Origin of the sequence: Bacillus sp. FSL K6-2869 (genome assembly GCF_040869405.1) — a bacterium.
Lineage (GTDB): Bacteria > Bacillota > Bacilli > Bacillales > Bacillaceae > Bacillus > Bacillus altitudinis.
Window position 1 is genome coordinate 1,925,648 of the sequence record NZ_CP152035.1, and the last position, 15,061, is coordinate 1,940,708.

Below are 15,061 nucleotides of genomic sequence, written 5' to 3' on the forward strand. Positions count from 1 at the left end.
ATGTCAGAATGAGAAATCAAGAGAAACACTTTATTAATGGAGAATGGGTCGCATCAACAGGAAACGAAACGACGGAGGTCATTAACCCTGCGACAGAGGAAGTCATTGGCACCATTAGTTTAGGAACGAAAGAAGATTTAAATCAAGCTGTCAAAGCAGCTCGAGCTGCCTTCCCTTCTTTCTCAAAAACATCTCGAAATGAACGAGTAGAAATGCTGGAAAACATTGTGCGCGGGTACGAAAAACGCAAGGATGAACTTGTAGAAGTGATGACAAAAGAGCTTGGTGCACCGCTGAAAGTATCCGAAGAAGTTCATTACAAAATGGGTTATGAACATTTTTCTAAAGCAGCGGAAGCACTGAAATCTTATACATTTACCGAAGACCGCGGTGGACATACGATTATAAAAGAAGCAATTGGTGTCAGCGGATTGATTACACCGTGGAACTTCCCGACGAATCAGACATCTCTTAAAATTGCGGGTGCCATTGCGGCAGGCTCAACAGTTGTCTTAAAACCAGCGGAAATTACCCCTTTTGCTGCGATGATTCTTGCAGACATTATTGATGAAGCAGGTGTACCGAAAGGAGTCTTCAACTTAGTAAACGGAACGGGTGACGTGATTGGTGACGGCATTAGCTCACATCCTGATATTGACTTCGTTTCATTTACAGGATCAGGTGCCGTCGGCTCTAAAATTATGGAAAACGCAGCGGACAATGTGAAGAAAGTAGCACTTGAGCTTGGCGGAAAATCCCCTCTTATCGTCTTAGACGATGCAGATGTGGACGAAGCAGCAGAAACAGCCATTCATCATATTGCGATGAATACAGGTCAAGTGTGTTCTGCAGCTACACGTGTGCTAATTCCAGAATCAATGAAAGACAAGTTTGAAAAAGCGCTGCTGAACGCCCTGCCGAAGTTTACAGTTGGTGATCCGAGAGAAGATCACGCTACTGGCCCGCTTGTTTCTAAAAAGCAGTGGGATACGGTGCAATCTTATATTGAAAAAGGAATCGAAGAAGGTGCTACCCTTCTTGCTGGGGGAACTGGAAAGCCAGACGGAATCGATAAAGGATATTTCGCCAAGCATACCATTTTCACCAATGTGAAAAATGATATGACCATTGCGCAAGAAGAAATCTTTGGGCCAGTCATGAGTGTGATCACGTATCAAGACCTCGATCATGCCCTTGAGATCGCCAACGATACAGTGTATGGTCTTGCCGGCTATGTTGTTGGTCAAGATGAAAAAACATTAAAATATGTCGCTGAACATATTCGTGCCGGTCAAATCACCATTAACAATGCAGAAACAGATTACTTTGCCCCATTTGGCGGCTTTAAGCAATCTGGTATCGGAAGAGAATGGGGAGACTTCGGGATCGAGGAATATTTAGAAGTGAAAGCTGTGATGGGACTTCCAACGGCGTAAGTCAGGCGAAAAAGAGGAAAACGGTGATCCGTTTTCCTTTTTTTGTGCCCTCTCCCCTATTCATCCGTGTTTTGTCATTAGAAATCTTAATCATGACAATCAATATTATATATTTTACTTAATGGCAAACTTTCGGTAAAGTTCAAATTGAACCTATATATATAATTCCTATCGAATTAATCTATGTTTATATTCCTTGTGAGGTGGATATTGTTGCAACTTCATGTATTGAACAGTCCGTTTAGCCAGGAGCAGGCAGAGTTACTCAATCAGCTGCTTCCGACTTTAACAGATCAGCAAAAAATTTGGCTTACTGGTTATTTATCAGCGCAGGCAGCGCTTGCCGGCTCAGAAGCTGTCACTCCGGCGCCTGCTGCCGCAGCATCTGCCCAGCCTGTGAGCAAAGATGTGACCGTGCTTTATGGGTCGCAAACAGGCAATTCCGAAGGGTTAGCAAAAAAGACAGCCCAGCATCTTGAAGAGAAAGGCTTTCAAGTGACGCTCTCTTCTATGTCCGATTTTAAACCGAATAATCTGAAAAAAATAAACAATTTACTGGTCATTGTCAGCACACATGGCGAAGGAGATCCGCCGGATAATGCCCTTTCGTTCCATGAATATGTTCACGGCAGACGTGCGCCGAAGCTCGATCATTTAAGCTTTTCTGTCCTTTCATTAGGTGACAGTTCATACGAATTCTTCTGTCAGACAGGAAAAGAATTTGATGAACGCTTCGAAGAACTTGGCGGTACTCGCCTGTTTGACCGAGTGGATTGTGACCTTGATTATGATGAGCCGTTTTCAGAATGGCTTCAAGGTGTTGCCTCTTCTTTGAGTGAAGGTGAAGCTGTATCACTGCCGCAAGAATCAGCGGGAGCCAACAGTACGGCCGTTTCTGAATATTCAAGAACGAATCCTTTTTATGCTGAAGTTCTTGAAAATATCAACTTAAATGGGCGTGGATCTAATAAAGAAACACGTCACTTAGAGCTTTCGCTTGAAGGTTCAGGTCTCGTGTATGAGCCAGGTGACAGCCTTGGCATTTATCCGACAAATGATCCTGCGCTTGTCGACGAACTGATTCAAACATGCGGGTGGAATGCAGAAGAATCCGTCACCGTTCATAAAAATGGAGACACTCTTCCTTTAAAAGACGCACTCACCTCGCATTTTGAGATCACGGTTTTAACAAAACCACTTCTTCAAAAGATCGCTGAACTGACAAAAAGCGAATCCTTGCATGCCCTTTTAGAAGAAGGAAACGAAGAAAAACTGAAAGAATATATCGCAGGCCGGGACTTAGTAGATGCGGCTCGTGATTTCGGTCCTTTTGAAGGAACCGCCGCAGATTTCACAGCCCTTTTAAGAAAAATCCCTGCACGCCTTTATTCCATTGCAAGCAGTCTCAAAGCAAATGACGAAGAGGTTCATTTGACGATAGGGGCTGTCAGATATGATGCGCACGGCAGAGAACGCCAAGGTGTCTGTTCGATTTTATGTGCAGAGCGCCTGCAGCCAGGTGATACGTTACCTGTTTATATTCAGCACAACCAAAACTTTAAGCTTCCTCAAGATCCAGATGCACCGATCATTATGGTAGGACCAGGCACAGGCATCGCCCCTTTCCGTTCATTTATGCAGGAACGTGAGGAACTGGGTGCAAACGGAAAGTCATGGTTATTCTTCGGTGATCAGCATTTTGTGACGGATTTCTTATACCAAACGGAATGGCAAAAGTGGTTAAAGGATGGCGTCTTAACGAAAATGGACGTGGCTTTTTCAAGAGATACTGAGGAAAAAGTATATGTCCAGCACCAAATGAAGAAACAAAGCAAAGAATTATTTGATTGGCTTGAGCAAGGTGCTTACGTGTATATTTGCGGAGATGAAAAGCATATGGCGCATGATGTTCACAATACCCTTCTATCCATCATTCAAGAAGAAGGTGCGATGAGCAAAGAAAAAGCAGAAAGCTATCTTGCCAACTTACAGCAGCAAAAACGCTATCAGCGTGACGTTTATTGATTTGATGCTTGAAAGAAAGGAGCTTTTACTTACATGGTGAAGACAGCATTAACAGCGCCGGATGGACCTCCGAGCGACGTAGAGGAAATCAAAGAAAAAAGTGATTATTTACGGGGTACGTTAAAAGAAGTGATGCTTGATCCGATTTCAGCGGGAATTCCGGATGATGACAACCGTCTGATGAAGCATCACGGCAGCTACTTACAAGATGATCGTGATCTGAGAAATGAACGACAAAAACAAAAGCTTGAGCCTGCCTATCAATTTATGCTGCGTGTCCGTCTGCCTGGCGGAATCGCCACATCTAAGCAGTGGCTTGTGATGGATGAGCTTGCTCACAAATACGGAAACGGTACGTTAAAGCTGACTACTCGTGAAACCTTTCAGCTTCACGGTATTTTAAAATGGAATATGAAAAAAACCATTCAAGACATTCATTCTACTATGCTTGATACAATTGCTGCTTGCGGCGACGTGAACCGGAATGTCATGTGTACATCGAATCCTTATCAATCAGAAGTGCACCATGATGTATACGAGCTGGCGCAAAAATTAAGTGATGATCTCCTCCCGCAAACAAGAGCTTATCACGAAATTTGGCTTGATGAGGAAAAGGTTGCGGCAACGCCAGATACGGAAGTTGAACCGATGTATGGTCCGCTTTATTTGCCAAGGAAATTCAAAATTGGTGTGGCGGTCCCTCCTGCTAACGATATTGATGTCTTTTCGCAGGATTTAGGCTTCATTGCCATTATCGAAAACGATCAACTGGTCGGTTTTAATGTCGCAATTGGCGGCGGAATGGGTATGACGCATGGTGATACAGCGACTTATCCGCAGCTTGCAAAGGTCATCGGCTTTTGTACACCTGAACAGGTCGTAGAAATTGCCAAACAAGTCATCACCATTCAGCGTGACTACGGAAACCGTTCCGTGCGAAAAAATGCCCGCTTTAAATATACGGTGGATCGCCTTGGTCTTGAGAATGTAAAAGAAGAGCTTGAGCGCCGTCTTGGGTTTACTCTTTTAGAGGCAAAGGATTATCACTTTGATCATAACGGTGACCGTTATGGCTGGGTAAAAGGCATTAATGGCAGATGGCATTATACGATGTTTGTAGAAGGCGGACGCATCACAGATTATGATGATTATCCGCTGATGACAGGCATCCGCGAAATCGCCAAGGTTCATACAGGTGACTTCCGTTTAACAGCCAATCAGAATTTAATCATTGGGAATGTGACAACTCATAAAAAGAAACAAATCGAACAGCTCATTCAGAAGTTTGGTTTATCAGACGGCCAGCAGCATTCTGCCCTGCGCCGCAGCTCAATGGCTTGTGTATCTTTGCCAACTTGTGGTTTAGCGATGGCTGAAGCAGAGCGCTACCTTCCACGATTGATTGATAAAATCGAAGACATCGTTGAAGAAAACGGATTAAGTGATAAAGAAATCACCATTCGAATGACTGGTTGTCCAAATGGCTGTGCTCGTCATGCGCTTGGAGAGATTGGATTTATCGGAAAATCACCTGGTAAGTATAATATGTATCTTGGTGCCGCATTTGATGGCAGCAGATTAAGTAAATTATACCGTGAAAATGTGGGTGAGGAAGACATTCTAAAAGAACTTGGCTCTATTCTCCCCCGCTACGCAAAAGAACGAGAAGAAAATGAACATTTCGGCGATTTTGTCATTCGGGCAGGGATTGTGAAAGAGACAACAGATGGAACGAATTTTCATGTGCAATAAAAAAAGACAGGAACCATCCTGTCTCAGATTGTTGACAAAGGGCTAAAATGAACTTGATTTTAGCCCTTTGTCTTCTTTTCAGCGTGATAGAAAACCTTTGCCAGTCTAGGAAGGACGAGCATCGGCGCGGAGCGAATTTGACATTCGTGAGCACCGAAGCGCAGGACTGACACCGAATGCGAGGTTTGTCTACACGCTGAGACAGGAACCATCCTGTCTTTTTTATTTTTTCTGTTTCTTATTCAAGTATTCGGTCAGACTCTTATATACATCTGGATTGTCTAATGAAGATAGATCGGGTGAAGGCTGCTTTTCATACGCCCCTTTAAGTAAACGCCGTACGATTTTTCCATTCCTTGTTTTCGGCAAAGCTGAAATGAGATGAACTTCTTTTGGTGTGAGCGCTTTTCCGGCATGTGAACCAACATGGGCTGAAAGCTCTTGGATAAGGGCAGCTTCTTCAAAAGCATGCGGACTGGTCACGATGAAACAGACGAGCGCCTCCCCTTTCACCTCATCCTTTACCCCGATCACAGCGGCTTCATGCACGGCAGGATGCCAGGTAAGGATGGATTCAATTTCAGCTGGCCCGATGCGTTTCCCTGCTGTATTAATGACATCATCCGATCTGCCGGTGATGTGGAATTCTCCGTCCTCTGTTTGCATGACCCAATCTCCGTGTGTCCATACACCATCAAATCGTTTGAAATACGTATCTTCATAACGCTCCGGTTCGTTCCAAAAACCACATGTCATGCCGACCCATGGCTTTTTCACCACAAGCTCCCCTACTTCATTCATCACGCTTTGCCCAGCTTCATTGTATACATCTGCCGCCATTCCTAAGATCGCCGCATTAAAGAGAATCGGTTTGATGGGACGAAGCAACGTACTGCCTACAATGCCACCAGAAACCTCGGTTCCTCCTGAATAATTTAAGATTGGAATGTTCTTTTGACCAATGGTGTGAAATAACCATTGCCACGGAGCTTCATTCCATGGTTCCCCTGTAGAAATAATGGCTTTGACATGCGATAGTTCGACCCCATCAATCGTTTGCTGCATCGCAGAACGAACAAATGTAGGGGAAAGTCCAAAATGAGTGACTTTCTTCTCGTGGATGAATGACCAGAGCTGCTGCTCATCTGGATAATCGGGAGCGCCGTCATATAAAACGATGGCAGCTCCATTGATCAAGCCGCCAAAGACGAGGAATGGCCCCATCATCCAGCCCATATCAGTCAGCCAAAACAGCCGGTCTCCTTTTGCCACATCCATACATAGCCCGGCATCAAAAGCTGCCTTTATCGGAAAGCCTGCGTGTGTATGAACGGCTCCCTTTGGTGTGCCGGTTGTGCCTGACGTATACAAGATCATCAGCGGGTCTTCATTTGTGACATAGGTCGCGCCGGTGAACGGCTGTTCTTTTAACAAATCATTCAGCAGGACATCGTCCTGATATCCGGTATGAGAGGAAGTGTGCACAATCACTTTTTGCACAGTTGTGGTTTTATTGATGGCATCCGCCACACATTCCCGCATGTTGATCGTTTTCCCTCGCCGCATCATTTCATTCGCTGTGACGACAATGGATGCGCCTGACGCACGAATGCGTACAGCGAGTGGCTCGCTTCCATAGCCTGAGAAGACTGGGCTGAAAATAATACCAATCTTTGCAAAGGCAAGCATGACGGCGACCGTTTCTGGAAGCATTGGCATATAGATGATGGCTACATCCCCTTTTTGAAGTCCTTCTTTCAAAAAGCCAGCTGCAAGACGGCTCACTTTCTCTTGAAGTTCGAGAAATGACCATTTCTTTTCTTCACCGGCTTCATTGCTCCAAATGATGGCGGGCTGATGCCTCGTCTCTTCTTTTTCTGCCCATTTGTCCACAGCCGTTTCGGTGATGTTTAGTGTGCCGCCCTGATACCATTTCGGCCACATCAATGAGTGGTGACCTAATGCCGCTTCATATGGTTTTTTCCACTGAATGCCGACCGCCTTTTCCGCTTCTCTCCAAAACCAGTCTGTGCGTGCAATACTGGCTTGATAGAATGAGTCATACGTAGAAAAACCAAGAGATTTCATCCACTGATGCAAACGTGTTTTTTGGCTCTGCTTTTCTTCCGGTATCCATTCTGGTTTCAGGTTGATCATGAGGTCTGCCCCCTTTAGACCGGATAGACCGGATGTTTTCGTTTCGTAAATGTCATGTCTTTCGATGAATAGGCTACTAATCTATGACAAAGTTCCGTTCTGAGACGGTCAAATGGGATGACGCCATCGACAATCATTTCAGAGGCAAGCTCATAGATATTCATATCTTCCTGGTATTCCTTCCGTTTCTCTTGTATAAATGAAGCCCTCTCTTCGGGCGGGAGTTCTGCAATTTTATTTGCATAGACGGCATTTACAGCGGCTTCTGGACCCATCACAGCGATTTGCGCCGATGGAAGAGCGAGACAGCAGTCTGGCTCAAAAGCAGGGCCTGCCATTGCATATAGTCCTGCTCCGTATGCTTTACGGACGATGACGGATATTTTCGGAACGGTCGCTTCTGACATAGCGGAGATCATTTTTGCCCCATGACGAATAATGCCGGCTTGTTCCACTTTTGTTCCAATCATAAATCCTGGTATGTCCGCAAGAAAGAGCAGCGGGATATGAAAGGCATCACAGAGCTGAATAAACTTGGCGGCTTTATCAGCTGAGTCGTGGAATAATACGCCGCCTTTTACTCTTGGCTGATTGGCAATGAGACCGATAGGCTGACCGTTCATTCTGCCAAAGCCGGTAATTAACTCTGCGGCAAACAGCTTTTTGATTTCAAAAAATGACCCTTCATCAATCAGTAAATCGATGAGTTGATACATATCAAATGGGGTATTCTGGCCTTTAGGGATTAAGTCTTGGATGGTGGTTTCAGATGGTTTAGGTGCTTTTGCTGCTGTCGTTTTTGGTTTTTCTGTATAGTTGGCAGGCATATAGGTTAAATAATCACGTGCAATTTGAATGGCCTCTTCCTCTGTTTTGGCTAATATATCTCCGCATCCAGAAATGCTGCAATGCATTTTCGCACCGCCCATTTCCTCAAGTGATACTTTTTCACCGATCACCATTTCAGCCATTCGCGGCGAGCCTAAATACATAGAGGCATTTCCTTCGACCATGACGACAATGTCACAAAAAGCAGGGATATACGCACCACCGGCTGCAGATGGACCGAAGAGTAAACAAATTTGCGGGATACGTCCAGACAGCTTGACTTGGTTATAAAAAATGCGCCCTGCTCCTCTTCTGCCTGGGAACATTGCGATCTGATCGGTGATTCTTGCACCCGCAGAATCGACTAAATACAGCATAGGACAATTGAGCTTCTCGGCCGTTTCTTGAATTCGAATGATTTTTTCTACTGTTTTGACACCCCACGATCCTGCTTTAACCGTAGAGTCGTTTGCCATGACACAAACAGTCTGCCCATTCATACGACCGGTTCCGGTGACGACACCATCTGCTGGTAAGTGTTCATCTTTGCACTCTGCAAACATGGCATCTTCAATGAAAGAATCCTCATCTAATAACAAATGGAGGCGGTCACGGACAAATAATTTTCCTTTTTCTTTGTTTTTTTGATGGTAGCGTTCTGCCCCGCCCTTTTCAATTCGTTGTTTTTTTAATTCATATTCTTCGATCATAAACATTCCCCTTTCTTGCTATTTCCCTCTGTAATAAGGCGTTCGTTTTTCTTGAAAAGCCTTGAGACCTTCTAGTCGATCTTCTGTATGAATAAGCCGCAGATAAGCTTCGTATTCTTTCGTCAGACCTGTTTGTAAATCGTGATCAAGGCTGGATTGAATGGCTTGTTTTGCTTCTTTTAAAGCGATCGGTCCATTTTTGGTGATTTGTTTTGCGAGTGTGATGGCATCATTCATCAGTGAATCGGCTGTAGAGATACGTTCAATCAGCCCAATTTGAACGGCTTCTTCTGCTCGTAAAGAAGTGCCTGTGAAGATCATTTCTTTCGCTTTCCCGGGTCCGATCAGGCGCGAAAGTCTTTGTGTGCCCCCTGCTCCCGGCAGGATAGCTAGTCCTGTTTCCGGCAGGCCGAGCGCTGCACCCGCTCTTGCGATGCGGAGATCACAGGCGAGCGCGAGCTCAAGACCTCCGCCAAGTGCGTGTCCGTTTATCACGGCAATGACAGGAACAGGCAAAGATTCAATGTCTGTAAAGGTTTGCTGAATGGTCAGAACGGCTTCTTTCGCTTCTTGTTCTGTCATCAATCGCCGTTCTTTTAAGTCTGCTCCTGCGCAAAAAACTTTAGCGCCAGCTCCTGTCATGAGCAAACAGCGGATGTTTGCATCATGTTTGATTTCTTGAATCGTTTGGTTAATTTCCTCTAGCATAGCAGCTGATAGAGCATTGGCTTGTGCTGGTCTGTTTAAGGTCATGATGCCAATGTGATCATCTTGTATTGAAAAATTGATCAATGAAGTCATGTGATTCACCCTTTATCAAGTAGTGTGAGACTGAAAAGCGCGTAAACAGTGACTTGGCAGGGTTCGATCCACTTTTGCTTCAATCCATTCAGCCGCTTTAATCAAGCGAGGAAGGTCGACATTTGTTTCGATCCCGAGTTTGTGAAGCATGTGCACCACGTCTTCTGTCGCCACGTTTCCGCTGGAGCCAGGTGCATAAGGACAGCCGCCAAGCCCTCCGCTAGAGGCATCAAATATGGTGATGCCGGCTTTTAATGCTGTATAAATATTGGCAAGCCCCATTCCTTTCGTATCATGAAAATGAAGTGCGATTTTATCAGCAGGAAAGCGTTCAAGTAAAAGGTCTAACCGTCTTTCTACTTGCAGCGGATGGGCTTCCCCAATGGTATCCCCAAGTGATATTTCATCAATGCCGAAGGACAGCAGCTGTTCCGTTAATCGCAGCACTTGGTCCATCGGCACTTGTTTTTCATAAGGACATCCAAACACGGTAGAAATATAGGCCCGCGTTTGCCGTCCTTCTGCTTTTAAATCGGCTGTCATTTGTTTGATCACAGGCAGTGTTTCCTGTATAGATCGATTCATATTCTTTTTGTTATGTGTCTCACTCGATGAGATAAACATAGCCCCTACCTCAAGGTTTGCTTCAAAAAAATGAGCTAACCCCTTTTCATTTGGGATGAGTGCGGCATAGGTGATATCCTCTTTTTTGTTGAATGATTGGGCTAATTCTTTGGCGTCTTTTAAGGCTGGAACCCATTTCGGATGAACAAATGAGGTGACTTCAATATAAGGAAGATGGGCTTCTTCGAGTAAATGGATCCATGTTCGCTTCTCCATTGTGTCCAGCCAAACGGATTCATTTTGTAGTCCATCGCGCGGGCCGACCTCTCTAATGAGCACATTTTTTGGTAATGCCATGCGGCTTTCCCCCTATTCTGTCAGCTCCAAAAGTACCTCTCCCTCGTCAACAAATTCCCCCTCCGCCTTATACACTTTACTGATCACACCTGCTTCTTCTGCAACAATGGGAATCTCCATTTTCATCGATTCTAAGATGGCGACTTCCTGTCCTTTTTGCACATCATCACCCTGTTTCACAAGAAGCTTCCATAAGTTTCCGGCCATTTGTATCGTGACAGTTTTCATGAACGGTTTTCCTCCCTTTTTTTCATCAGATAATCGGTTGTGATGCGGCCATGTAAAAAGGCGGTTGATTCGGCCATTTCCTTTAAAAGCGGTACATTGGTTTTGATCCCTTCTATTTCATATGCTTGTAATGCTGCTTTTAATCGTTCTATGGCGAGTTTTCGAGTATCACCGTACACAATCATTTTCGCAATCATTGGATCGTAAAATGGGGTAATGACACTTCCGCTCGTGACGCTTGACTCATGACGGATATATGGGGCATCAGGTGTAGAAAGCCGAGTGATCGTGCCTGGCGAAGGGTAAAATGTCACAGGGTCTTCAGCGTATATTCTAACTTCAATCGCGTGCCCAATTTGATGAATATCCTCTTGGCTGAAGGACAGGGGCTCTAATGCGGCAATTTTTAGCTGCTCCTCGACAAGGTCAATCCCGGTAATTTCTTCTGTGACAGGGTGTTCTACTTGCAATCTCGTATTCATTTCTAAGAAATAAAATTGCTGGTTTTGATCGACTAAACATTCAATCGTGCCCGCATTTTCATACCCAATTGCTTTGGCAGCTTTGACGGCCATCTGTCCCATTTGCTGTCTCACCGTTTCTTCAAGACAGACGGCTGGTGCCTCTTCAACAATTTTCTGATGTCTTCTTTGGAGTGAACAATCTCTTTCAAATAAGTGAACGCCGTGACCGAACGAATCAAAAAGAACTTGAATTTCGATGTGCCGTGCGTGTTCAATCACCTTTTCCATGTATAAAGTTCCGTCTTGAAAGAAACTTTGTGCTCTTTTTTGATTTCCTTCAAACGCTCGATGCAGTTCTTCGTCGTTGCGGACGAGCTGCATACCAATCCCGCCGCCACCGCTCGATGCTTTTAGCATAATGGGATAGCCGAGTGTCTGTGCTTTATGAACACCTTCGTCTGCATCATGGAGTGGGGCTGAAACACCAGGAACGATTGGGATGCCCGCTTGTTCCATCGTTTTTCTCGCTTCAATTTTATTTCCCATCTGCTGAATGACTTGTGCAGATGGTCCAATAAAGGCAATGCCTTCGCTCCGGCAGCGTTCAGCAAATGCCGCATTTTCTGATAAAAGACCATACCCTGGGTGGATAGCATCAGCATTTGTTTGTTTGGCAACCTTAATGATCGCTTCCATGTTTAAATAGCTTTCAGAAACTTTAGCGCCGCCGATATAATAGGCGCTGTCTGCTTCTTGCACATGAAGTGCATGCTGATCAGCCTCTGAATAAACGGCAACGGTTTTGATTCCGAGCCGTTTACATGTCCGAATTACTCTACGGGCAATTTCGCCTCGATTGGCGATCAATACTTGTTCAAACATCGCTGCTTTCACTCCTTTATTAGATCAAGCGCCTGCTTTTTCAAGCGGAATTTCTGAATTTTGCCTGAGGCGGTCATTGGGTACTCATCTGTAATGAAAAAGTATTTCGGGATTTTGTAGCGTGCCATTTGCGACTGGCAATAGCTCGTTAATGTCTCAATTGAGACCGACTTCCCTTGTTTCAGCCGAATGAATGCGGCTGCTTCCTCGCCGTATGTCTCGTCAGGAATACCAACGACCTGTGCGTCAAGAATGGCAGGGTGAGTGTATAGGACATCCTCAATCTCTTTTGGGTACACATTCTCTCCGCCTCTGATGATCATATCTTTGAGCCGGCCTGTGATTTTCACATAACCGTCATGATCCATCTCAGCTAAATCCCCTGTATGAAGCCATCCGTCCTCATCAATGACTTCATTTGTTGCTTCTTCGTTTTTATAATAGCCCTTCATGACATGATAGCCTCTTGTACAAAGCTCCCCTTGCTGTCCTCTTGGCACTTCTTCTGATGTCCCTGGTAAAGCAATTTTGACTTCAATTTGAGGAAGCGCACGTCCGACTGTTTGAACGCGTCTTTCAAACGAATCATCGGTTCTTGTTTGGGTAATGACGGGTGAACTTTCGGTTTGACCATAGGCAATCGTGAGCTCTTTCAGTCCCATTTTTTCAATGACTGCTTTCATGACGTGGGATGGGCAGAGTGAACCGGCCATAATCCCCGTTCGTAATGTGGACAGGTCATAAGAGTGGAAATTTGGATGATCGAGCTCTGCGATGAACATGGTTGGTACACCGTGAAGAACGTTGCATTTTTCTTTTTCTACTGTTTGAAGGACTCGTTCTGGATGGAATGATTCAAGTGGAATGATCGTTCCCCCTTTTGTGAGACAAGCAAGTACACCAAGAACAGAGCCGAAGCAATGAAAAAACGGCACTGGGATACACATACGGTCCTGCTCTGTTAATTTCATACAATCTGCGATCTGACTCGCATTACAGACGATGTTTGTGTGGCTGAGCATGACGCCCTTTGGATAGCCGGTTGTGCCTGAAGTGTACTGCATATTAATAACGTCATCAGGCGTGAGCTCATTCATTCGCTTCTCCCATTCATGATCTTCGGTTCTTTTGGCTGCCACTTGAAGACGATCCCAGCTGAGCATACCGTTTGGTACATGCTGACCGATATAGATACATCTTTTTAAATAAGGAAATTGTGTGGAAGTGATCTCCTCTTGATGAGCGGTTTGAAGTTCTGGAATTAGCTCTTCAAGCATGTTGACATAGGACGTTTCTTTAAAGCCGTCTACAATAAACAACATTTTGCTGTCAGAATGCTTGAGTAAATAGGCGAGTTCCTGTGATTGAAAATTGGTATTCACAGTGACAAGAACAGCACCAATGGAGGCGCAGGCAAATTGAAGAATGAGCCATTCAGGTATATTTGGTGCCATAATGGCGATGTGATCTCCCTTTTGAACCCCTAATGCCATGAGACCTTTACCTGTTTCCTTGACCTCTTGATAAAACGCTTCGTACGAATAACGTAAAGAACGTTCTGGGTAAACAATGGCTTCATGTGCTGGGTGCTGTTCTTTTTTTTCTCTTAATAGGGAGCCAATCGTTTGCGGGTGAATCGACATCATTGCTTTCCTCCCTTATGTGTAGTAAGCGTTTTCATTAAGGTGTTACGCTAACAACTGTCTTGCGATCACGAGCCGCTGAATTTCAGAGGTCCCTTCTCCGATTTCCATGAGCTTGGCATCTCTCACAAGTCGTTCAACACCGCATTCTTTCATATAGCCTGTTCCGCCATGAATTTGGACCGCATCAAGACTTGCTTTTGTCGCCATTTCTGAAGCAAACAGTTTGGCATAGGCCGCTTCTTTTGTAAATGGTTTGCCTTGATCTTTCAGCCAAGCGGCTTTCCAGACCATTTGTCTTGCAAGCTCTATTTGCATCGCCATATCCGCCAGCTTAAACTGAATGGCCTGGAAGGATGAGAGCGTCTTTCCAAATTGCTTTCTTTCTTTTGCATAGGAAAGTGAAGCATCAAGTGCAGCTTGTGCAATTCCGACAGATAAGGCTGCAATGGAAATTCGTCCGCCGTCCAATGTATATAAAAATTGCTTGAATCCTTTCGATTTGTCTCCCAATATATGATGCGCTGGTACACGCACTTCGTCTAAAATGATTTCAGCCGTATCTGAACCGCGAACCCCCATTTTGTCATATGGATTTGTAATTGAAAGTCCCTTTTGCCCTTTCTCCACAATAAAGGCGGAGATGATTGGACGTCCGTTTTCATCATGATCTGTCACAGCGGTGACAATAATCGTTCTGGCATAATTGGCATTGGTGATCCAGCACTTTTCCCCACTGATGACATATTCTTGTCCGTCTTTAATGGCTTTTGTTTTTGTTCCTTTTGCATCTGATCCGGCGTTTGGTTCTGTTAATCCGAAGGAGCCAAGCGCTGTTCCAGAGGCTAATGGAACAAGATGGTCCATCTTTTGCTCCTCCGTGCCAAAGTAATAAAGTGGACTTGCGCCTAAGGAAACCGCTGCGGCATAACTTAGACCTGTACTGGCACACTGTTTTCCAATTTCCTCGACTGCCAGTGCATACGAGATCGTATCTCCTCCAGAACCTCCATATTTCTCTGGAAAGGGTATACCCATAAAACCGAGCTCCCCCATTTTTTGAAATGTGTTCACCGGAAATGCTGCCTGTTCATCAACTGTTTGGGCGTGTGGTGCAATTTCTGTTTTTGCAAATTCTTTGACCATCTGACGGATCATTTGCTGCTCTTTCGTTAATTCAAAATCCATTTTGCTTCCCCCTTTGGCGCTTTTCT

At 44.9% G+C, this 15,061-nt stretch carries 11 protein-coding genes; 3 read left to right on the forward strand and 8 right to left on the reverse strand.

The window, feature by feature from the left end; genetic code table 11:
• Nucleotides 1-8 precede the first annotated feature (8 nt).
• The 3 genes from MHI58_RS09900 to cysI all read left to right on the forward strand — a co-directional run bounded on the left by MHI58_RS09900 (nucleotide 9) and on the right by cysI (nucleotide 5,213).
• Nucleotides 9-1,436 (forward strand): aldehyde dehydrogenase family protein, encoded by a 1,428-nt coding sequence (locus MHI58_RS09900; RefSeq protein WP_024718275.1) that lies wholly within the window; start codon nucleotides 9-11, stop codon nucleotides 1,434-1,436.
• Between the two features lie 213 nt (nucleotides 1,437-1,649).
• Nucleotides 1,650-3,461 carry an assimilatory sulfite reductase (NADPH) flavoprotein subunit gene (locus tag MHI58_RS09905; RefSeq protein WP_045034779.1) on the forward strand — a complete coding sequence of 604 codons (1,812 nt, stop codon included), beginning with the start codon at nucleotides 1,650-1,652 and terminating at the stop codon, nucleotides 3,459-3,461.
• A 33-nt stretch (nucleotides 3,462-3,494) separates the two neighbouring features.
• A complete protein-coding gene (gene cysI, locus MHI58_RS09910; RefSeq protein ID WP_045034778.1) occupies nucleotides 3,495-5,213 on the forward strand; it encodes an assimilatory sulfite reductase (NADPH) hemoprotein subunit in 1,719 nt (572 codons plus the stop codon).
• 222 nt (nucleotides 5,214-5,435) lie between these two features.
• Here the strand turns inward: cysI and MHI58_RS09915 are convergent, their stop codons facing one another.
• Genes MHI58_RS09915 through MHI58_RS09950 form a run of 8 tightly spaced genes read right to left on the reverse strand, consistent with a single transcriptional unit; the run spans nucleotide 5,436 to nucleotide 15,035 of the window.
• Nucleotides 5,436-7,370: an AMP-binding protein gene (locus MHI58_RS09915; protein WP_045034777.1), complete on the reverse strand. Its 1,935-nt coding sequence runs from the start codon at nucleotides 7,368-7,370 to the stop codon at nucleotides 5,436-5,438.
• Between the two features lie 14 nt (nucleotides 7,371-7,384).
• Nucleotides 7,385-8,908 carry an acyl-CoA carboxylase subunit beta gene (locus MHI58_RS09920; protein ID WP_045034776.1) on the reverse strand — a complete coding sequence of 508 codons (1,524 nt, stop codon included), beginning with the start codon at nucleotides 8,906-8,908 and terminating at the stop codon, nucleotides 7,385-7,387.
• 18 nt (nucleotides 8,909-8,926) lie between these two features.
• On the reverse strand, nucleotides 8,927-9,709 hold the full coding sequence (locus tag MHI58_RS09925; RefSeq protein ID WP_045034775.1) for an enoyl-CoA hydratase: 783 nt from the start codon (nucleotides 9,707-9,709) through the stop codon (nucleotides 8,927-8,929).
• A 15-nt stretch (nucleotides 9,710-9,724) separates the two neighbouring features.
• Nucleotides 9,725-10,630, reverse strand: a complete 906-nt coding sequence (locus tag MHI58_RS09930; RefSeq protein WP_024718290.1) for a hydroxymethylglutaryl-CoA lyase — start codon at nucleotides 10,628-10,630, stop codon at nucleotides 9,725-9,727.
• 12 nt (nucleotides 10,631-10,642) lie between these two features.
• On the reverse strand, nucleotides 10,643-10,858 hold the full coding sequence (locus MHI58_RS09935; protein WP_017367387.1) for an acetyl-CoA carboxylase biotin carboxyl carrier protein subunit: 216 nt from the start codon (nucleotides 10,856-10,858) through the stop codon (nucleotides 10,643-10,645).
• Nucleotides 10,855-12,204 (reverse strand): acetyl-CoA carboxylase biotin carboxylase subunit, encoded by a 1,350-nt coding sequence (locus tag MHI58_RS09940; RefSeq protein WP_041507175.1) that lies wholly within the window; start codon nucleotides 12,202-12,204, stop codon nucleotides 10,855-10,857. Before MHI58_RS09940 ends, MHI58_RS09935 begins: the two co-directional genes overlap by 4 nt.
• An 8-nt stretch (nucleotides 12,205-12,212) precedes the next feature.
• A complete protein-coding gene (locus tag MHI58_RS09945; protein WP_045034773.1) occupies nucleotides 12,213-13,850 on the reverse strand; it encodes an AMP-binding protein in 1,638 nt (545 codons plus the stop codon).
• Nucleotides 13,851-13,892: 42 nt separating this feature from the next.
• On the reverse strand, nucleotides 13,893-15,035 hold the full coding sequence (locus MHI58_RS09950; RefSeq protein WP_039167867.1) for an acyl-CoA dehydrogenase family protein: 1,143 nt from the start codon (nucleotides 15,033-15,035) through the stop codon (nucleotides 13,893-13,895).
• Nucleotides 15,036-15,061: the final 26 nt, after the last annotated feature.